Origin of the sequence: Pseudomonas sp. NPDC088429 (genome assembly GCF_044753305.1) — a bacterium.
GTDB lineage: Bacteria > Pseudomonadota > Gammaproteobacteria > Pseudomonadales > Pseudomonadaceae > Aquipseudomonas > Aquipseudomonas rustica.
The window spans coordinates 61,633-81,792 of sequence record NZ_JBIVMX010000001.1 but is presented as its reverse complement, the minus strand read 5'-3'; the positions used below and the strand labels follow the sequence as shown (position 1 = coordinate 81,792).

Here is a 20,160-nt window from a genome sequence, read left to right as displayed (position 1 = left end):
GCTTAGTCCTGATCCATCGCCTCGGCAATCCCTTGATCCTCACCGAGGAACCCGCCGCTCTGATGGTGCCAAAGCCGCGCATAGATGCCGTTTTTGGCCAGCAGTTCGGTGTGGGTGCCTTGTTCGATGATGCGCCCGTCGTCCATGACGATCAGTCGATCCATCGCCGCAATGGTCGACAGTCGGTGGGCAATGGCGATGACGGTTTTGCCTTCCATCATTTTGTCGAGGCTTTCCTGAATGGCCACTTCGACTTCCGAGTCCAGCGCGCTGGTGGCTTCGTCGAGGAGCAGGATCGGCGCGTTTTTGAGCATCACGCGGGCAATCGCCACGCGTTGACGCTGGCCGCCAGACAGCTTGATGCCGCGCTCACCGACCAAGGTGTCGTAGCCGCTGTGACCCTGGCGATCGCTCAGTTGACTGATGAACTCATCGGCCTGCGCGTTGGCGGCGGCAGTGCGCACTTGCGCGTCGGTGGCATCGGGGCGGCCATAGGCGATGTTGTCGCGAATCGAGCGGTGCAGCAGGGATGTGTCTTGCGTGACCATGCCGATGGCGCTGCGCAGGCTGTCCTGGGTGACGTGCGCGATGTCTTGGCCATCAATGCGGATCTGGCCTTTGTCGACATCATAGAAGCGCAGCAGCAAGTTGATCAGCGTGGATTTACCGGCGCCGGAGCGACCGACCAGACCGATTTTTTCGCCCGGACGAATGTTTAGGCTCAGGCCATCGAGCACTTGGCGTTCGCCGTTGTAGTTGAAGCTGACGTTGTCGAACGTGACCGCGCCGCCGGAGGTGACCAAACCCTTCGCGTCCGGCGCATCCTGCACTTTCGGGCTGCGCGTGAAAGTGGCCATGCCGTCCTGCACGGTGCCGATGCTTTCGAACAACGCGGTCATCTGCCACATGATCCAGTGCGACATGCCGTTGATGCGCAAGGCCATGGCGATGATCGCCGCCACGGCACCGGTGCCGATTTCGCCCAAGTGCCACAACCACAGCGCATAGCCGCCGGCGCTCATGATCAGGCCGACGACCAATGCCTGGTTGACGATCTCGAACTGGCTGACCAGGCGCATCTGACGAAAACCGGTCTGTTTGAAATCTTCCATCGCCGCGCGCGCGAAGTGCGCTTCACGGTTGGAGTGGGAGAACAGTTTTACCGTGGTGATGTTGGTGTAGGCATCGGAAATACGGCCGGTCATCGACGAGCGTGCATGTGCCTGTTCCTGGCCGACTTTGCCCAGACGCGGGACGAAATAGACCATGGCCAGGCCAAACAACGCGATCCAGCCAACGAACGGCAGCATCAGTTTCAATGCAAACCCGCCGGCCAGCGCGATGATCGCGATGAAATACACGCCGATGCCGGGAAGAATTTCGATCAGGGTGAACAGCACGTCACGCACGGCCAACGCGGTCTGCATCACCTTGGTGGTGACCCGGCCGGAGAACTCATCGGAAAAGAACGAAAGGCTCTGCCGCAGCATCAGCCGGTGGAAATCCCAACGCAGGCGCAGCGGCAAATTGATCGCCAGAATCTGGTGCTGCACCATCGTGCGCAGCGCGACCAGGCCGATGCTCGCCACCATGACGATGCCCATGCCCCACAACACGCGGGTTTCCTGCGCACCGGCTTCGCCACCAGCCTTCCAGGTCGAGAGCAGATCGACGACCTGACCGAGGAACGAAAAAAGCCACGCTTCGTAGATCGATACCCCGGCACTGAGCAGCGCGAACAGCAGGATATAGCCGCGCGCGCCGCGAGTGCAGGCCCAAAGGAACCGCGCCAGACCTGCGGGTGGTGGCGGTACTTCGTCTGGGGGGAAGGGGTCGAGTCTTTTTTCAAAAGCGCGAAGCATGGTGGTTTCCGAAACGATAAATATGCGGCGATTTTGCCACTTTAAGACTGCATCAGGGTCGGAAGCCGTCATTTACCGATGACTGATTTCGACCCCGACGCAGTGTGGCGCCTAATGGAGATGCCCGTTGCGCTGACCCTCAGGCGCGCTTTGGCAGTTTCCAGTTCGGCCGGATGAAGTGGCAGGTGTAGCCATTCGGGATACGTTCGAGGTAATCCTGATGCTCAGGTTCCGCCTCCCAGAATGGCCCCGCCGGTTCGATTTCAGTAACGACGCGGCCCGGCCACAGTTTAGATGCGTCGACGTCGGCCGCGGTGTCTTCGGCAGTGTCGCGTTGTGCTTCGCTGAGGTAATAGATCGCCGAACGATAGCTCGGGCCGAGGTCGTTACCCTGACGGTTCGGCGTGCTTGGGTCGTGGATCTGGAAGAAGAATTCAAGAATCTGCCGATAGCTGATCACCGCCGGATCGAAGACGATCTCGATGGCTTCGGCGTGGTTGCCGTGATTGCGGTAAGTGGCGTTCGGCACGTCGCCGCCGGTGTAACCGACCCGCGTTTGCAACACGCCCGGATAACGCCGCAGCAGATCCTGCATGCCCCAGAAGCAGCCGCCGGCGAGAAGGGCAGTTTCGGTTTGAGTGGTCATGTCAGTGCTTCCTCTTGAGGGCATTGGTGTCTGGGTAGTTATGAGGGCGGGTTGGCGGATTCCAAGGAAAAAGGCACGGATTAGTTTTCCGGTCTTTCGACGGCGCTCACAAAGCGGTGTTCATCATCCCACCGACAACACCGCTGCCGATCACGACCAGCCACGCGGGAAGCCGCCAAAACATCAACGCGATCAGGGCTGCCAGCGCTAGCCCGAAGTCTTCAAGCGTGAAAATGGCGTTCGTCCAGACGGGGTCGTACAGCGCCGTCAACAGCAAGCCGACCACGGCCGCATTGATCCCGGCAAGCGCAGCCCGCGTGCGCACGCTGCGTCGCAAGCGCTCCCAAAAAGGCAAAACCCCCGCGATCAATAAAAAGGACGGGGCGAAGATCGCCAGCAAGCAAAGCAGGCCGCCTGTCCAGCCGGAAGGTGTCTGGTTCATCGACGCTCCCAGAAACGCTGCGAACGTAAACAATGGGCCTGGAACCGCCTGAGCAGCCCCATAACCGGCAAGAAAGGTTTCATTACTGACCCAGCCGGGCGGCACCACCTCGGCTTGCAGTAGCGGCAAAACCACATGCCCGCCGCCGAATACCAGAGAGCCTGTGCGGTAGAAGGCGTCGATCATTGCCACGCTTCTGTCAGCGGTCAGTCCGGCTAACAGTGGCAGGCCCAGCAGCAGTGCAAAAAACAGCGACAGCCAGATTGCGCCGGACTTGCGGCTGATCGGAATTGGCAGTAAATCGTGCGCATCGCTTGGCCCGGGTTTGCACAGCATCACACCGGCAAGTCCGGCAATGACGATCACGCTGACCTGTCCCCACGCAGACGGTTCAAGCAGGGCGCCACACGCAGCAATAACCATGAGAGCGATGCGCGTGAGATCAGTGCAGAGGTTTTTCGCCATGCCCCAGACGGCTTGGGCAACGACCGCGACAGCGACCACTTTGAGGCCGTGAAGGGCGCCGGGCCCAAGCGCATCGCCGTAACGGGAAACACCCAAGGCGAACAAAATCAGTAGAGCGGCCGACGGCAACGTGAAGCCGGCCCACGCCGCCAGCGCTCCGCGATAGCCAGCGCGGGACATGCCCAATGCGATGCCCACCTGACTGCTGGCCGGTCCGGGCAGAAACTGGCAGAGCGCTACCAGATCGGCATAACTGCGTTCGCTCAGCCAGTGTCGTTTTGTGACGAACTCATGGTGGAAGTAACCCAAATGCGCGATGGGGCCCCCGAATGAGGTCAAGCCGAGGCGCAAGAAGATTACAAACACCGACCAGGCACTGCTGCGCGTTTCGTTAAAGGGTTGGGCCATTAATACGGTTACTCAGCAGGGTGCCCAGAGCTTTTTTCAATGGTGTCTTCCTTGAGTGGAGCGTTTTCAGATGTTGTGAGGATGAACGGGCGGGCCCCTTCGCGAGCAAGTCCGCTCCCACATGGGTTCTGTGTCGGCTCAAAATCCGCGTTTGACGCAGAATCCCTGTGGGAGCGAGCTTGCTCGCGAAGAGGCCGGCCGCGCCACCCCAAACCTACCGTTTACCAACCAGTATCTCGTCGAGGGCGCGATAAATCGGCAGCCCCAGTTGCACAGCCAGTTCTTCGATCAGATCGGCGCTCCCGGAGGTACCACCAACATGCAAAACCCCATCGCAGCGCTGCAACAGCGTCTTCGCATAGTTGCGATAAACCTCGCCACCCAAGCCTGTCGACGCCACCAACGGAAAATGCCCGGCCTGCAGCAACTTGCTACCAGTGGCCAGCGCTACCCGATCATCTGAACCACACACCACAATCGTCCGTGCCAGCGACGTCGGCATCACTTGCTTGAGGTACTGCAAAAGCATGATGGTCTTGCCATCCATAATCCGCCCGTCATCAACCATCGCCAGTGCTTCGGCAAACGGCAACTCCAGTACCTCGATGTCTTCGCCTTCCTCGGCCAGACCACCGCCATCGCTGATGCGATCCTGCGGCTGATACTCACCGACAAAAAAATGCAGGCGTTCAGTCACCGAGCCGGGGCTCATGAACGCTTCGTAGACCTTGCGCACCGATTGCACGCGATAGCCGGTTTCTTCTTCGGCTTCAAGGCGCACGCGCTCTTCAGGGCTGGCGTCATCCAGCAAACCGGCAGCGGTTTCGATCAGGTAGCCGTCATGGCCGTTGACGAACGTCGGGATGCGGAACTGACGGATGAGAATGACGGTGCGCTTAGCCAAATTATAGAGACCGATCGTGGCACCATTGCCGCGATCGTAGACCTCGCGGGTGAGTGCCTGCCAACTGCCGTCACGGCGTTGCAGTTCGAAATCGATTTTCTTCAGGATGTACCAGTTGTCCGAGAGCAGATGCTGGGCGACGATGCGCACATTGCGGTGATTCATGAACAAGCAGCCTTGCTGGAAATTTATGAATTAATACCACACGTCTGCACGAACTTCGCTAATCGGGAGACACACCTTGCACAGCCCCGTTGAGCAAGATGAGTTCGACGGCTTGATCGATGCTCAGTTGCGCCGTATCAACCGTGAGCGGTGCCGGCGACCAGGGTTCATAGTCATGATCAAGCACCGATTGCCACGAGGGTGGGATCAACCCCGGAACATCTGACTGCCGCTGTTCAACGCGCCGACGGTGCTCTTGCAGGTCTGAGCAGATCACTTCGATATTCAGCAGCGCAGCGTTAGCACGGGCGGCAACATCGGCCCACGCTTGTCTGCTTTCAGCCACAGGATTGACGCAGTCGACGATGACAGTGTGACCCGGTCGAAGATTGCCCAGCGCCAGTTCAAGCGCAACAAAATAACCACTGCGGCCGACATCGCCTGCGAGAACATCGGCGTTACGGATAGCTTGTTCAATCGTATCAATCCTCAGGTACGTGGCTTTTAACCGCGTCGCGACAGATTTGGCGAGGGTCGTTTTGCCGGTGCCGGGCAAACCGCTGAACACAATAAGCATGGGGAGCTCCTCAGCGTTGACTCAGCCATTCTTCGCGGCTGATTTCCCAAAGATCCCGGGGCCAGCGGCCGCTGACGAAGTTACCTTCATCGCTGCCAATCAGGCGCATGCCGCTGCGTTCGGAGAGCCGGCGCGAGGCGATATTAGGCGCTGCTTTCGGCACCCGCAGGATCGGGCGATCAAGGGTTTCGAACCAATAATCGGTGACGGCGGCGCAGGCTTCGGTCATCAGGCCTTGACCGTGCCATGCCGGCGCGAGCCAGAGCCCACGGTTGTTGTCCTGCTCATCCATCAGGCTGATGTTGCCGATCAATTGTTCAGGTGCCGATTTCAGCCGCAGCGACCAATGCCACTCCTTGCCAGCGGCCATCGCCGGCAGTGCAATGTCGCGCAGGTAGGTGAGGGCGCCGTCGGCGGGGTAGGGCCAAGGGACGAGGGCGTTCAGGTAACGCACCACTTCCCAGTGCGCAAATCGCTGCTGCACGGCATCAGCGTCGGCCAGTTCCAGCGGGCGCAGGATCAGCCGTTCGGTGTACAACGTCGGTATCTCTTCCATAATCGTGCCGCCTCCTTGAGCATTTCCAATGAACGCCCAAGGCTAACCCATCTTTACCAGGTCGCGGCAGTGGCTTTTGGCAAACTCAGCTTGCCGCTGTCGACAAAACGCATGGTGCCGAACAAGCCGCCGGCGAGTTTGCCGCGCAGCACGTACGGCAGATTGTCGAGGGTTTGCGTCTGACTGAGGCCGAGGGTTTGGCGCAGTACCGAGAACGCGGAAATGCTCACCGGCACGCTGACGATGGTTTCGGAGAAGCGCGGAATCGTGCCGCTCTGATCGCTCACGCCCGAGGCCAGCGAATGGCCGTTGACTTCCAGATCGAGGGCGATGCCGTTGTAGTCGATGGCGGTTTCGTTGGGGTTCTGCACGCGGATCTTGATCGCGAAGCGCACTTCCAGATCCTGGCTCGGCAACGGTTCGAGGCCGACCACGTTGATGTTTACCGGATCTCGGTTGGGAAACAGCGCGCAGGCACTGAGGGACAGCAACAGTAACGACAGAATGACGGCGTGGACGCGGCGCATAAACGGTCTCTCAACAAAAAAGGGCTGAACCGTTGCCGGTGCAGCCCTTTCTGTTAAAGGCCGGACGTCAGCGGTTCAACTGTGCGACAGCCGCCGGTTGGCCAGGTTCAGCTTTGGACGGCATGTCCGGGTTTTCCATGACCTGAAGAATAGAAGCTTCCGGGTCGAAATCGTCTTCTTCCAGCTCGATGAATTCTTCCGGCAGGAAGACGTTCAGCACGATAGCGCACAACGCACCGACGGTGATTGGCGATTCGAAGATGTTGCGCAGCGCTTGCGGCAGTTCGCGCAGCACCTCTGGTACAGCAGCGATGCCCAGGCCCATGCCGAGGGAAATCGCCACGATGAGCATGTTGCGACGGTGCAGGCCGGCTTCGGCGAGGATCTTGATCCCGGCCACCGCGACGGTGCCGAACATCACCAGCTCAGCGCCGCCGAGCACCGGTTTCGGCATCAGTTGCAGCACCGCACCGATCATCGGGAACAGTCCGAGCAGTACCAGCAGACCAGCGATAAAGAAGGCGACATAACGACTTGCCACACCGGTGAGCTGGATCACGCCGTTGTTCTGCGCGAAGGTCACCATCGGCATGCTGTTGAACACCGCCGCCATGGCCGAGTTGAGGCCATCGGCGAGCAGGCCGGACTTGATCCGGCGGATGTACAGCGGGCCTTTGACCGGTTGGCGCGAGATCATCGAGTTGGCGGTCAAGTCGCCTGCAGCTTCGAGCGGCGACACCAGGAAAATCACCGCGATCGGCACGAACGCGACCCAGTCGAAATTGAAACCGTACTTGAACGGCACCGGCACGCTGACCAGCGGCACTTCTGGCATCGAAGCGAAGTCGACGGTGCCCATCAGCCATGCAACGAAGTAACCGAGGGTCAGGCCGATAACGATCGCGCCGAGGCGCAGGAACGGCACGTCAACGCGGTTCAACACGACGATGGTGCCGATCACCAGTGCGGCCAGAAACAGATGGCTGGACGCGCCCAGATCCGCCGCGCCGAAACCGCCGGCAATGTCGGTCATCGCCACTTTGATCAACGACAGGCCCATCAAGGTGATGATGGTGCCGGTGACCACCGGGGTGATCAACATGCGCAATTTGCCGATGAACTGGCTGAGCGCGACCTCGATGAACGCGGCGAAGAAGCACACGCCGAAGATCGTCGAGAGGATTTCATCGGTGCCGCCGCCGCGCGCCTTGACCATGAAACCGGCACTGAGAATCACGCTGATAAACGAGAAACTGGTGCCTTGCAGGCACAACAATCCGGAACCGACCGGGCCGAAACGCTTGGCCTGGACGAACGTGCCGAGGCCGGAGACGAACAGCGCCATGCTGATCAGGTAGGGAATTTCGCTTTGCAGACCGAGGGCGCCGCCCATGATCAGCGTCGGCGTGATGATGCCGACGAAGCTCGCCAGCACGTGTTGCAGCGCGGCGAACACGGTGGCGGTGAGGTGCGGACGGTCGTTGAGACCGTAGATCAAGTCGTTGTTGCGCGGGGCTTTTTCAGAGGCGGTCATGGTGATTTATGCGCCGCGAGGCGGGGCCGGGTCAGAAAATGGAGGCGCAGGATGCCGCAAGAGCGCGGCGAGGGCAACGAGCAAAAATTGCCTGAAAGGTCAGGTTTTATTGGGTGTTGTAGCCAAATCCCTGTAGGAGCTGTCGAGTGAAACGAGGCTGCGATCTTTTGATCTTGAATGGCAAAGTCAAAAGATCGCAGCCTTCGGCAGCTCCTACAGGGGGTTGAAGGCAGCCAATAAGTCTTCTTCGAAGGCTTTCTGCGCATCCCCCGGTACTTGCGCCCGGTGCCGCGCCAGGTGAAACGCCACATCGAAACTCAACTCACCTTCACGCACCGGTCGCAATAAACCCTTGTCCTGCAAACCCCGCGCGTAGTGATCCGGCAAATACCCCACATGCTTGCCCGACAAAATAAACGCCAATGTGCCTTCAACCTGCTCAGATCGCGCCGAACACACCTTGCCCTGAAACGGCTCGTCACTGCGCAGAAACCGGTACGGATGATCGACCCGATCGCACGCCGCCAGCGCCGCATCGCTGGGCGCATCATCGGTGAACAGCGGATGCCCCGCCGCGCAATACAAATGCTGGGTTTCGCTGAACAACTCGTGATAGTCGAACGCACTTTGCACCTGCGAAAAATAACCGATCGCCAGATCCAGCCGCTGCCGCAACAACAAGCGCTCCATCTCGCCGGGCATCGCACTGATCACTTCGATGCGCACCGATTCATCACGCTCGCGAAAGCGCCGAATCGCTTGCGCCACCCGTTGCAGCACCGATTGATCAACGGCTTCAGAAATACCCAGCCGCACCTCACCGATCAAACGCCCGGCGACGCCGTTGGATTGATGGCGAAAGGTTTCAATGGATTCAAACAGCGTGCGCGCGGCGATCAGCAGTTGCTCGCCCTTGGGCGTCACGCCGAAACCACCCTTGCCACGGCTGCACAGACGATAGCCGAGGCGGGTTTCGAGCTTGGCCATTTGCTGGCTGATGCTCGACTGGCTGAGCCCCAACTCACCCTGCGCCGCACTGAAACCGCCACACTCGACCACGCTGACAAACAGGCGCAACAGCTGCAAATCGACATCGTGGAGCTGACCGAGCATCACATTACTCCGCAATAAAGTCAGGATAACTATTCAGGTATTTTTCTAATGTATACGACAGCGCACGCTGCAACCACTTCCCTCGGTCAGGTGTGCGTCATGGCTCCCATGTTCAAGCTGTGTTTCCCCGTGTTGCTGTTTACCGTTGTCAGCATGGCTCAAGCCGAGGACAAGACGCTCAACCTCTACAGTTGGGCCGATTACGTGCCGCCGCAGACGCTGCAACGCTTCGAGCAGGAAACAGGTATTCACGTGCGTTACGACACGTTCGATACCTCCGAAGTGCTCGAGACCAAACTGCTCACCGGCGGCAGCGGTTATGACGTGGTGGTGCCGTCGTCCAGCGTGCTGGCCCGTGGATTAGCCGCGGGGGCGCTGAAGGAAATTCCTCACGAAGGGCTCAAGGGTTACGCCAACCTCGATGCGGATTTGTTGACGAAACTGGCGGCCGTCGACCCCGGCAATCGTTACGCCGTGCCTTACACCTGGGGCACGCTCGGATTGGGCATGAACGTCGAAGCGGTGAAAAAACGCTTGCCGGACGTGCCGCTGAATAGCCTCGATCTACTGTTCAAACCGGAGTACGCCAGCAAGCTCAAAGACTGCGGCATCGCGATTCTTGATTCACCGCAGGAAGTCATCGGCCTCGCTCTGCATTACCTCGGCAAAGATCCGTACAGCACCGACAAAACTGATCTGTCCGCCGCCGAAGCGCTGCTGCAAAAACTGCAACCGTCCGTGCTCTACGTCGCCACGGGTCGGCAGATCAGCGATCTGGCCAACGGCACGGTCTGTCTCGCGCTGACCTACAACGGTGACGCGAGCATGGCGGCGGATCAGGCGCACAGGGCCAACAAGCCGTTCGAAGTCGCTTACCGCATTCCCAAGGAGGGCACGTTGATCTGGCAAGACAACCTGGCCATCCCCAAAGACGCGCCACACCCTGAAGCTGCGCGGGCGTTCATCGAATTCATGTTGCGGCCTGACTCGGTCGCCGAGCTGACCAACACGCTGTTTTTCGCCACCGCCAACCAGGCTGCGACGCCGCTGGTGGATGAAGCGGTGCGCAACGATCCGGACATCTATCCGCCGGCCAATGTGCGCGAGCTGCTTTACGCCGACCGCAGCATGAGCCTCAAGGACATGCGTCAGCGCACGCGTCTGTGGACCACTTTCCGTAGCCACCAGTAACGATAAAAAAAGGAGCACTCCGATGGACGTGCCGATGCTCAACGACCAAGCCCTGACGCGCGACAGCCTGTATGGCACCTCTGCCGAAAGCACTTACGCCGGTATCACCAGTTTCATGCGCCGGCGTTACAGCCGTGACCTGCGCGGTGTTGATGTGGCGGTCAGCGGTGTGCCGTTCGACACCGCCACCAGCAACCGCCCGGGCGCACGTTTCGGGCCGCGCGGGATTCGTGCGGCGTCGACCGGGATTGCCTGGGAACGCCACTGGCCATGGACGTTCGACCCGTTCGATCATCTGGCAGTGGTCGATTACGGTGACTGCGATTTCGATTACGGCTCGCCGCACAGCATCCCGGAAAGCATCGAGGCCCACGCCGAGCAGATTCTTGAATCCGGTGCGGCCATGCTCACTTTCGGCGGCGACCATTTCGTCAGCTATCCGCTGCTTAAAGCCCATGCGCGTAAGCACGGCACGCTGTCGCTGATCCACTTCGATGCGCACAGCGACACCTGGCCGGACGAGGAGGGCAAACGCGTCGATCACGGCACCATGTTCTGGCACGCCGTGAAGGAAGGTCTGGTGGATCCGGCGCGTTCGGTGCAGATCGGTTTGCGCACCACCAATGACGACAACATGGGTTTTCAGGTGCTTGATGCGCGGCAAGTGCATCGGCGCGGTTGCGAGGCGATTGTCGAAGCGATCCGCGCAAGGGTGGGCGATAACCCGGTGTATTTGACGTTCGACATCGACTGCCTCGACCCGGCATTTGCGCCTGGCACGGGTACGCCGGTGTGCGGCGGTTTGAGCACGGTGCAGGCGCTGGAGATTCTTGGCGGTTTGCGCGGGATCAATCTGGTGGGCATGGACGTCGTCGAAGTGGCCCCGGCCTACGACCACGCCGAAGTCACTTCACTGGCCGCCGCCACATTGGCCATGGAAATGCTTTGCCTCTACGCCGCCAAACACAAAGTCGACCTATAACCGCAATTGCCTGTGTAGGAGCAGAGCTTGCTCGCGAAAGCGGCGTATCAGTCGATGCATGAGTTGACTGAACCACCGCCTTCGCGAGCAAGCTCTGCTCCTACAAGGGTGTGTGGCGTTGAGGGTGTCAGGCCACTGGGATGATCGGCCGATCCAGCGTCTCCGGCCCGGTGTAGCGGGGTGCTGAACTGGCAATCGTCTCGAACGGCACGCCCGCCGGCACGCTACTCACACCCTCCAGCCGCGCCAGTTGTTCATCGCTCAGTTGCACCGCAAGCGCACCCAACGTCGCATCCAGTTGTTCACGGGTACGCGAACCCAGAATCGGGATCAGCGCCGTGGTCGAGCGCTTGGCTTTTTCGCGCAGCCAGGCAATCGCGACGTGAGTGGGGCTAACGCCGACCTCACTGGCAACCGCAAGCAAGGTGTCGAGCAAAGCCGTTTCCCGCGCGCTTTTTTCCGCATGCACCAGCATGCCGAGTTTGGCCGCGCGGTTGTTGTCATCGTTGCCGCGATACTTGCCGGTGAGGAAGCCGCCGCCCAATGGCGACCAGAGTGTTGCGGCCAGTCCGAGGGCTTCGGCCATCGGCAGTAACTCCCGTTCGGCGGTGCGTTCGGCGAGGCTGTACTCGACTTGAATCGCAGCAATCGGCGCGAACCCGCGCACCTCTGCCAGCACGTCGGCGCGAGCGATGCGTCAGGCCGGGAAGTTCGACAAACCGGCGTAGTGAATCTTGCCGGCGCGCACCAGATCGTCGAAGCCGCGCAGGATCTCTTCCATCGGCGTCACGCCATCGCTGATGTGCGCCCAGAACAGATCAATGTGATCGGTCTTCAAGCGCTTCAGGCTTTCTTCGACGGCGCGCACCATGTTTTTGCGGCTGTTGCCGGTGTGGGAAATACCGGCCGCCGGCGTGGTGCCCATGCTGTATTTGGTGGCGATGACCAGTCGATCGCGTTCCGGGGCGATGAACTCACTGAGCATCGACTCCGATTGCCCACCCTGATAACCATTGGCGGTGTCGATGAAATTACCGCCGGCCTCGAGGTATCCGTCGAACATGCGTTTGGCTTCGTCACGTTCTGCGCCATGCCCCCAACCGGTGCCGAAGTTGCCGGCGCCCAGCGCCAGTTCCGATACGCGCAAGCCGGTTTTACGGCCAAAAACCTTGTAGTGCATGGCAATGCTCCCGATCCGATTCAGTAAGATTACGGTTGAAATATGGCGCCAATATGATGCTGGTAATATTCCACTGTCAAGACACACTCCGCTGAACGGTACCCTCGTATTTGTAGGAGCCGAGCTTGCTCGCGAAGGCGGTGGATCAGTCAATTCATGCGTCGACTGATACGCCGCCTTCGCGAGCAAGCTCGGCTCCTACAGGGTTTTGCGGTGCTCTCAAGCCTGGTTGGGTAACGGCGATGAGTCCGTTTTTAAGGCGGTCGTGGCATACTCCCGCGCATGACTTTCGACTCCCCCCTCAGCGCCTGGCAACACGCCATCGAGCACAAGGGCTTCATCCAGGATGAAGCTCAGGAGCACGCCGTCTGGGCGTTGCAAAAATGCCACGAAGCTCTGCACGCCGGGGCCCGTTCGGTCACTGGCGTTTATTTGTGGGGCCCGGTCGGGCGGGGCAAAACGTGGCTGATGGATCAGTTTTATCAGAGCCTGCGGGTGCCGGCGCGGCGGCAACATTTCCATCACTTCATGGGCTGGGTGCATCAGCGTTCGTTCCAGTTGACTGGCGTGGCCGATCCGTTACGCGTTCTGGCCAAAGAACTGGCAACCGAAGTGCGGGTGCTGTGTTTCGACGAACTGTTCGTCAACGACATTGGTGACGCGATCATTCTCGGTCGGCTGTTTCAGGTGATGTTCGACGAAGGCGTGGTGGTGGTTTGCACGTCCAATCTGCCGCCGGATGATCTGTACGCCGATGGCTTCAACCGTGATCGCTTCACGCCGGCAATCGCTTCGATCAAGGCGCACATGCAGGTGGTGCCGGTGAACGGCGCCGAAGACCATCGTCTGCACCCCGGCACCGGGCTGCAGCGTTACTTCGTCGCCACGCCGGAGCAGGGCAGCGCGCTGGACGAAGTGTTTCAAACGCTGAACGCCGGGCAACCCGCCAGCGCCGAACCCGTTGCCGTCGGCCACCGCGTGCTGAACGTGGTGCAGGCCAGTGCGACGGTGCTCTGGTGTCGCTACGCCGATCTCTGCGAGCAACCGTTCGCCGCCATGGATTTCATCGCGCTGTGTGATGCCTATCAGTCTATTCTGTTGAGCGAGGTGCCCAACCTCAGCGCGCAGAAACGCGAAGGGCGTATTGCCCGTGGCACCGAGGACAACGCCGAGCGCGTGGCGGCGGGGGATCGCGAGTTGCCGCAGTTGTCGGTGCATGACGACGGTGTACGGCGCTTCATCGCCCTGGTCGACGAGTGCTACGACCGCAAGGTGCCGCTGTACATTGAGGCGCAAGTGCCAATGGATGCGCTGTACACCGAGGGTTATCTGGAATTCCCGTTCCGTCGCACCCTCAGCCGTTTGCAGGAGATGCAATTGCAGCGCTTTGCCGAAGCGTGAGTGAAGAGGGCGCCAACATGACCCAGCCGCTGTCCCATCATTTGCTGACCATGGCCTATCAAAATGCCTGGGCCAACCATCGTCTGGCCAAGGCCTGGGCGCAGCTCGATGACACGGATCTCGCCGCGCCGCGCATCAGTTTTTTCCCCAGTATCCGCCTGACCCTCAATCACATCCTCACTTGCGACTGGTTCTATGTCGACGCGCTGGAACGCGAGTTGCGCGGGGCCGAGCCGCACCCGGATTGTTACGTGTTTTTCAATCAGGACGAGCCGTTTATCGAGGCTGCGTCCCTGCGCGAGGAGCAGGCGCATGTGGATCGTCGGCTGATCGCCTATTGCGAGCAGATGCGCGATGCCGATCTGGGCCGAATCGTCACCATCGCCCGCGACACGCCGCAACATGACAGCCGTTTGCGCATGCTTTCGCATCTGTTTGAACATCAGATTCATCATCGTGGGCAGGTGCACGCAATGCTCACTGATACCTCGGTGAAGCCGCCGCAACTGGACGAGTTTTTCTGCGCGGGAGAGGCCAGGTTGCGGGCTGAAGACTTCGCCGAACTCGGCTGGACGGAAGAGCTGATTTGGGGGCATTGATTTTTCGAAAGCAAAATATCGCAGCCTTCGGCAGCTCCTACAGGGGAATGGGATCAATGTAGGAGCTGCCGAAGGCTGCGATCTTTTGATCTTGTCGACAACACCGTGCTCGCGCTAAGGTCAGGCAGCCTATCAGTGCGCACTTTGCGCGCCGGGGTTGTGTGTTTGGGGATGGAAATGGATTCCGCAGAAATTCTTGTACTTCAGGCCAGTTACACCAATCCACTACATGCCGAGGCCATCGGCGTGGTACTCAACAACTATGCAGAAGATCCCATGGGCGGCGGTCATCCGATTGCCCCCGAGCTGCTGCAACGCCTGCCGGAAGAGCTGGCCCGGCGACCGCATGCGTTCAGCGTGCTGGCGTTCGTTGGCGGTGAGCCGGCCGGTTTGGTGAACTGCTTTGAAGGCTTTTCGACGTTCGCCTGCCGACCGCTGGTCAACGTTCACGATGTGGCGGTGGTGAACAAGTTTCGCGGTCTCGGCTTAAGCCAGAAGATGCTGCGCAAGGTCGAGGACATCGCCCGCCAGCGTGGCTGCTGCAAGATCACCCTTGAAGTGCTCGAAGGCAACGCTATCGCCCAGGGCTCTTACCGCAAATTCGGTTTTGCCCCGGGGATGTTTAACCCGGAGCACGGCCGCATGCTGTTCTGGATCAAGGATTTGCAGGCATAAAAAAAGGCGCCCCAACAGGGCGCCCAACTGTCATCTGCGGTGACCGGAGCACAGTCCACGCAGGTCCATCGGTGATTCAGTTGCGATAAGACTCGGTCACTTGGGCCGTCTGGTCGTCGGGAACCCGCAGTTCTTTGGTCTTGGCGTCGCTCACCTGTTCGCTTTGCGCGTGGTGAACGGGAAAGTTGTTGAAGTAGTAGCGCATGCGTTCGGCGCCCCCTTCGGCAAAAGCGCTGGCAGAGCCAAGGGCTAGCAGCCCGGCAAGCATTACAGTCGTGGTTTTCATGGTGCCTCCTACTGAACAAGTCGGAGCCGTTCGTCCATGAAGCAGAACTCGAAAGCGAGTGTGTTCTTCAGGAATTAACTCGGGGTTAACACCCTAATACTTGTGGCGAGGGGATTTATCTGTGGCGAGGGGATTTATCCCCGATGGGGCGCGCAGCGGCCCCTCTTTTGATCTGAAAGAGAAGGGGGCCTGCTGCGCAGGCCATCGGGGATAAATCCCCTCACCACAGATAACCCCCCTCACCACAGTATTTCTCCCACCACTGGTTTTGTGTCGTTAAGACTAAAGCTTCCAGTCCAGACTCAGCGTCACCGTGCGCGGATCACCCCAGAACACGCCGTTGTAGAAGCCGACATTGTCGTAATACTTCTCGTCAAACAGGTTGTCGACGTTCAGCGACGCCGACACGTGCTCATCGAATTGATAACGCGACATCAACTTGACCACGGTGTAAGCACCTTGATGAATCTTGGTGTTCTCTGTAATGAAATCACCATTCGCCTCACGCCCGACCGGTCGATCAGCGTAGTCGAACATCGCACTCTGCCAATTCACCGCACCGCCCACCGTTAGTGCCTGCCAATCACCCGGCAATCGGTACGCCGTCGATACGCGCAGCATGTTCAACGGCGAACTGGTATTGGTGCGCTGTTTGTCGCCGTTAACCGAGTGGGTATAGGTGTAACCGGCCGTCATGTTCCAGCCCGTCATCACTTCGCCAGACACTTCCGCTTCGAAACCGTTGACCTTGTTGCCCTTGCCGCCAGACTTATAAAACTCTTCGCCGCTAGCCGGATCCGGTGGTACCGAATCGTCGAGTTCGGCCACGTTGTCCTGCTTGCTCCAGAACACCGCTGTCGCGACGTTGAGGCGTTCTTCCAGCAGACTGCCCTTGAGACCGACTTCGTAGTTACTGCCCACCACCGGATCCAGGTAGTTGCGGCTGCTGTCGCGGTAACTCTGCGGTTTGAAAATATCGGTGTAACTGGCGTAGACGGTGTATTCCGGCGTCAGGTCGTAGAGCAGACCGGCGTACGGCGTCCAGATGTCGTTCTGGCGCTGAGTGGTGCTGTCGACACTGGTCAGTTGCAGGTTCTCGTCATAGTAACGATCGTCCTTTTTGCCTTCCCAACTGCCATAGCGGCTGCCGATCACCGCGTGCAGTTCATCGGTCAGGCTCAGGCGCGTGGCGATGTAGCCGGCCTTCTGGCGGGTGCTGCTGCGCGAGCCGGTGCGGCCGGTAACGGTGTCGGAGAACTTGGCGATATCGCCCATGTATTTCCAGTCAAGAATGCTGTCATAACCCTCTGGCACCGCACCCGCGACGATGGACGGGGAATACGAACGGTGATTCGCCTCGCCGTAACCGAGCATCATTTCGTGCTCACGGCCGAGCAGGCTGTACGGGCCGGACAGATTGAAGTCGTACACATTCATTTTCTGGTTGCCGAGCATATGGCCCCGGTAGGCGTACATGCCGCTGCGATCGGCTTCCGGGAACCCGGTGCCGCCGTAATAAACCTTGCCGTCGACATCGCTGTCGCGGTGGGTATAGGCGGCTTTCAGGTGCCAGCCACCGGCCAGTTGCTGATCCAGCGTGGCGAACGCGGTTTTATCGCGCAGTGGCCACGAACTCCATGACGTCGCCATGTTGGTCGAACGACCGAGCCCGGCCTTGGTGCCATCGGCATTCCAGTACGGCAGCGTGCCCCAGGAGGTGCCCTGAACCTGTTTGTCCTGATAGTCATAACCCACTGCCAACACGGTGGAGTCAGTCAGATCCGCCTCGAGAATGCCGTAGCCGACTTCACGTTGCAGGGCGTAACTGTCGCGGAACGACTGGCTGTCGCGATACGCCAGCACCGTGCGCCCGCGCAAACGACCATCGAAGGCCAGCGGGCCGCCAACGTCGACGTAGCTGTAGTAATCGTCATAACTGCCGCCGCTGACCCCGGCCAGCGCCTGCAATTGAGCCGTCGGGCGTTTGCGTACCATGTTGATCGTCGCCGAAGGGTCGCCAGCGCCCGTGGTCAGGCCGGTAGCGCCGCGTACCACTTCGATGCGGTCGTAGATAATGGTGTCGGCATCGGTCTTCATCCGGTCGAAGGTGTTGAGCATCCCGTCGATCTGGAAATTGTTGATCGAGTAGCCGCGCGACGAATAACCGACCCGATCCGAATCGTTGTGCTGCACGACGATACCCGTGGTCTGGCTCATGGCTTCGGACAAGGTACCGAGTTTGAAATCGTCCATTTGCTGACGGGTGACCACGGACACAGATTGCGGGGTTTCCTTGATCGACAGGTTCAGCCGGGTCGCGGTACTCATGGCGCCGGTGGTGTAGGCATCGGTGTTTTCGGTGGTGGTGCCCAAACCTTGGGCGGTAACGTTGGTCGACGCCAGTTCGAGCGCTGTAGAGGCAGGCTCTGGCTGTTTTTCAACGTCTGTTTCGGCCAGCAAGTCAGGGCTCAGTACAGCACCGCAGAGGCCGAGGGTGAGGGTCATGGAACGGGTGATGGGCGCGAACATCGCAGCCGACTCCTTGTCTTCGAGGGGAAATATCCTTTGGTTCAAAGACGAAGAGGGCGGATGCGATTTAGTAACAAACAAGAAATATTGTTATTTGAAGATGTTTCAAAACCCTGTAGGAGCTGCCGAAGGCTGCGATCTTTTGATCTTGTCTTTTAAAAAAAACCAAAAGATCGCAGCCTTCGGCAGCTCCTACAGGGGAATGGTGGGCATGAAAAAGGGGCCTTTTTGGCCCCTTTTCGTTAATGCTGTTGCGCCACTTCGGGTGGTGCCTCTGCAGGTTTTTTCGGCTTCATCAGGCTGAAGTCGATCAAGGCACGTTGCTGCTTCTCATACGGGTTGCCGATCAACAACGGGCGCGGCTTGAAGCTGTCACTGACCAGGCTCTTGCTGCGATCCAGTTCATCGGAACTCAAGCCGGCCAGATCCGCCCAGGTGTGAATCAGGTGCGAACTGCTGTACGGCCGATCTAGATCAGCGGCGAAGTTCCAGTCATGGTTTTCACGCCACTTTGGCGATGCCCACGCCATGAACGGAATGGTGTACATCGGCGCTGTCGGTTTGTTCTCGTTACGGCCCAGCGTGGTGTGGCCGACCGAGTCGAACACGTCTTCACCGTGGTCGGAGAGGTACAGCAAAAAGCCGTTCGGATCGGACTTGGCGTAGTCCTTGATCAGGCTCGACACCACGAAGTCGTTGTACAACACGGCGTTGTCGTAGCTGTTGTAGGTCGGCACCTGATCGTCACGCACGCCGGCCGGTACGCCGGTGCGATCCTGGAACTTGTCGAAGCTCGGTGGATAACGGTACTGGTAGCTCATGTGCGTGCCGAGCAAATGCACGACGATCAACTTGCGCGGTGCCGGATCGGTCAGGGCCTTGTTGAACGGCTCGATCACGTCGCCGTCGTACTGCGCGGCGTTCTGGTTGCGGTTGTTGTTCAGGTACACCTGCTCGTCGGCCTGTTCGGAAAAGGTCGTGAGCATGGTGTTGCGCTTGGTCATGGTCTGCTGGTTGGTGATCCAGAAGGTCTTATAACCGGCCTGTTTCATCATGCTGACCAGCGACGGCGTCGACAGGTACAGATCCGGATTCTCTTCATCAGCGAAGGTCAGCACTTGCTGCAAGGCTTCGATGGTGTAAGGACGTGGGGTGATGACGTTGTCGAACACCGCGAGCTGATCTTTGAGCTTGTCCAGTTCCGGCGTGGTCTTGCGCGGGTAGCCGTAGAGGCTCATGCGCTGACGGTTGGTCGATTCGCCGATCACCAGCACCAGGGTCGCTGGCTGATTGGCCGACGCGTCTTGCAGGTTTTTCAGCGGCGGAATCTTGCTCGCGCTGTGCAGCATGTCCTGCATGTCGGCCAGGGTGTTGACGTAGCGGTGATAGGCCACCGCCATCTGCCACGGCACGGCCGGCTCGATGCGGGTTTCGAACTTCTCGAAGCCTTCAGTGAAGCTGCCGGTGCGCATGGTTTGCTTGATCAGCGGGTAGCCAGCCACTGCAATCACGATCGCGGCGGCAGCCACGTAGGCACGGCCACGCGGCATGTACACCGGGCGCAGACGCGTCCACAGGAAGTAGGCGAACAAGGTGTGAGCAAGGAACGCCGGCACCATCCACCAGGCAAAGTACTGGGTCATGTACTCGCCCGCTTCAGAAATGTTCGACTCGAACATGATGAAGATGACGCTTTGCGAGAATTCTTGCTGATAGATGAAAAAGTAACCGAGGCTGGCCATCGAGCAGGCCCACAGCACCACGCCGATCACGGCGGCAATCAGTTTCGTGCGCTTGGGGAACAGCAGCATCGGCGCCAGCCAGATGGCGCTCATCACAAACGCCTGACGGAAACCGGTGAAGCCTGAAGTGCCGGTCAACTGGATCAGCAGCTGGGTAATACCCGAGAAGTACCAGAAGAAAACGAACAGCCAGAGAAAACCGGCCCAGTCAAAACCTGTCGCAGTCGTTTTGCTGCGTTTGAACAATGCCATTCAGCACTCCAGCTCTGTTTCACAACCACCGCCGGAACGCTTCATGAAACGAGAGCATGAAACCGACGAACGGAGGCCGAACGCGAACGCCCGGCCAGAATGCGCCGGAGTATGGGCAAGGCAA

General features: G+C 59.5%; 18 protein-coding genes and 1 pseudogene. 6 read left to right on the top strand and 13 right to left on the bottom strand.

Features of this window, described 5'->3' with window-relative positions; genetic code table 11:
* Nucleotides 1-2: 2 nt before the first annotated feature.
* The 9 genes from ACIP66_RS00410 to ACIP66_RS00370 form a co-directional block, all read right to left on the bottom strand.
* Nucleotides 3-1,862 (bottom strand): ABC transporter ATP-binding protein, encoded by a 1,860-nt coding sequence (locus ACIP66_RS00410; protein ID WP_400644308.1) that lies wholly within the window; start codon nt 1,860-1,862, stop codon nt 3-5.
* 139 nt (nt 1,863-2,001) lie between these two features.
* Nucleotides 2,002-2,508 (bottom strand): peptide-methionine (S)-S-oxide reductase MsrA, encoded by a 507-nt coding sequence (gene msrA / locus ACIP66_RS00405; RefSeq protein WP_159811385.1) that lies wholly within the window; start codon nt 2,506-2,508, stop codon nt 2,002-2,004.
* Between the two features lie 106 nt (nt 2,509-2,614).
* A complete protein-coding gene (chrA, locus tag ACIP66_RS00400) occupies nt 2,615-3,823 on the bottom strand; it encodes a chromate efflux transporter (protein ID WP_400644305.1) in 1,209 nt (402 codons plus the stop codon).
* A 214-nt stretch (nt 3,824-4,037) separates the two neighbouring features.
* Nucleotides 4,038-4,892 carry an NUDIX domain-containing protein gene (locus ACIP66_RS00395; protein WP_400644302.1) on the bottom strand — a complete coding sequence of 285 codons (855 nt, stop codon included), beginning with the start codon at nt 4,890-4,892 and terminating at the stop codon, nt 4,038-4,040.
* Nucleotides 4,893-4,950: 58 nt separating this feature from the next.
* Entirely contained in the window at nt 4,951-5,469 is a 519-nt protein-coding gene (locus tag ACIP66_RS00390) for an AAA family ATPase (protein WP_400644300.1), read from the bottom strand.
* Nucleotides 5,470-5,479: 10 nt separating this feature from the next.
* The gene (locus ACIP66_RS00385; RefSeq protein WP_400644297.1) at nt 5,480-6,025 is read right to left on the bottom strand and encodes a GNAT family N-acetyltransferase; all 546 of its coding nucleotides are present in this window, start codon (nt 6,023-6,025) and stop codon (nt 5,480-5,482) included.
* A 53-nt stretch (nt 6,026-6,078) separates the two neighbouring features.
* Nucleotides 6,079-6,552, bottom strand: a complete 474-nt coding sequence (locus tag ACIP66_RS00380; protein ID WP_400644294.1) for an LEA type 2 family protein — start codon at nt 6,550-6,552, stop codon at nt 6,079-6,081.
* A gap of 67 nt (nt 6,553-6,619) precedes the next feature.
* A complete protein-coding gene (locus tag ACIP66_RS00375) occupies nt 6,620-8,086 on the bottom strand; it encodes a nucleobase:cation symporter-2 family protein (RefSeq protein ID WP_053119783.1) in 1,467 nt (488 codons plus the stop codon).
* Between the two features lie 213 nt (nt 8,087-8,299).
* On the bottom strand, nt 8,300-9,199 hold the full coding sequence (locus ACIP66_RS00370) for a LysR family transcriptional regulator (protein WP_400644289.1): 900 nt from the start codon (nt 9,197-9,199) through the stop codon (nt 8,300-8,302).
* Between the two features lie 99 nt (nt 9,200-9,298).
* Between ACIP66_RS00370 and ACIP66_RS00365 the strand changes: the two genes are divergently transcribed.
* Together ACIP66_RS00365 and speB are read left to right on the top strand one after the other, a co-directional pair.
* On the top strand, nt 9,299-10,390 hold the full coding sequence (locus tag ACIP66_RS00365) for a polyamine ABC transporter substrate-binding protein (RefSeq protein ID WP_400644286.1): 1,092 nt from the start codon (nt 9,299-9,301) through the stop codon (nt 10,388-10,390).
* Between the two features lie 22 nt (nt 10,391-10,412).
* Complete coding sequence (gene speB, locus ACIP66_RS00360; protein ID WP_400644283.1) at nt 10,413-11,372, top strand: agmatinase; 960 nt, start codon at nt 10,413-10,415, stop codon at nt 11,370-11,372.
* A 127-nt stretch (nt 11,373-11,499) separates the two neighbouring features.
* Here speB and ACIP66_RS00355 read toward each other — a convergent pair.
* A pseudogene (locus ACIP66_RS00355) lies at nt 11,500-12,552 on the bottom strand (aldo/keto reductase).
* Nucleotides 12,553-12,834: 282 nt separating this feature from the next.
* Here ACIP66_RS00355 and zapE point away from each other — a divergent pair.
* The 3 genes from zapE to ACIP66_RS00340 all read left to right on the top strand — a co-directional run bounded on the left by zapE (nt 12,835) and on the right by ACIP66_RS00340 (nt 15,227).
* A complete protein-coding gene (gene zapE, locus ACIP66_RS00350) occupies nt 12,835-13,953 on the top strand; it encodes a cell division protein ZapE (protein WP_400644281.1) in 1,119 nt (372 codons plus the stop codon).
* 17 nt (nt 13,954-13,970) lie between these two features.
* Nucleotides 13,971-14,552 (top strand): DinB family protein, encoded by a 582-nt coding sequence (locus tag ACIP66_RS00345; RefSeq protein ID WP_400644278.1) that lies wholly within the window; start codon nt 13,971-13,973, stop codon nt 14,550-14,552.
* 177 nt (nt 14,553-14,729) lie between these two features.
* The gene (locus tag ACIP66_RS00340) at nt 14,730-15,227 is read left to right on the top strand and encodes a GNAT family N-acetyltransferase (RefSeq protein ID WP_400644276.1); all 498 of its coding nucleotides are present in this window, start codon (nt 14,730-14,732) and stop codon (nt 15,225-15,227) included.
* Between the two features lie 76 nt (nt 15,228-15,303).
* Here the strand turns inward: ACIP66_RS00340 and ACIP66_RS00335 are convergent, their stop codons facing one another.
* Complete coding sequence (locus tag ACIP66_RS00335) at nt 15,304-15,513, bottom strand: hypothetical protein (RefSeq protein ID WP_053119794.1); 210 nt, start codon at nt 15,511-15,513, stop codon at nt 15,304-15,306.
* Between the two features lie 282 nt (nt 15,514-15,795).
* The gene (locus ACIP66_RS00330) at nt 15,796-18,042 is read right to left on the bottom strand and encodes a TonB-dependent siderophore receptor (protein WP_400644272.1); all 2,247 of its coding nucleotides are present in this window, start codon (nt 18,040-18,042) and stop codon (nt 15,796-15,798) included.
* Here ACIP66_RS00330 and ACIP66_RS00325 point away from each other — a divergent pair.
* The gene (locus ACIP66_RS00325) at nt 18,029-18,346 is read left to right on the top strand and encodes a hypothetical protein (protein WP_400644269.1); all 318 of its coding nucleotides are present in this window, start codon (nt 18,029-18,031) and stop codon (nt 18,344-18,346) included. The genes ACIP66_RS00330 and ACIP66_RS00325 overlap by 14 nt on opposite strands.
* On the opposite strand, the gene ACIP66_RS00320 is transcribed toward ACIP66_RS00325, so the two are convergent.
* A complete protein-coding gene (locus ACIP66_RS00320; protein ID WP_400644266.1) occupies nt 18,285-20,036 on the bottom strand; it encodes a phosphoethanolamine transferase CptA in 1,752 nt (583 codons plus the stop codon). The two genes, ACIP66_RS00325 and ACIP66_RS00320, sit on opposite strands and share 62 nt — an antisense overlap.
* Nucleotides 20,037-20,160: the final 124 nt, after the last annotated feature.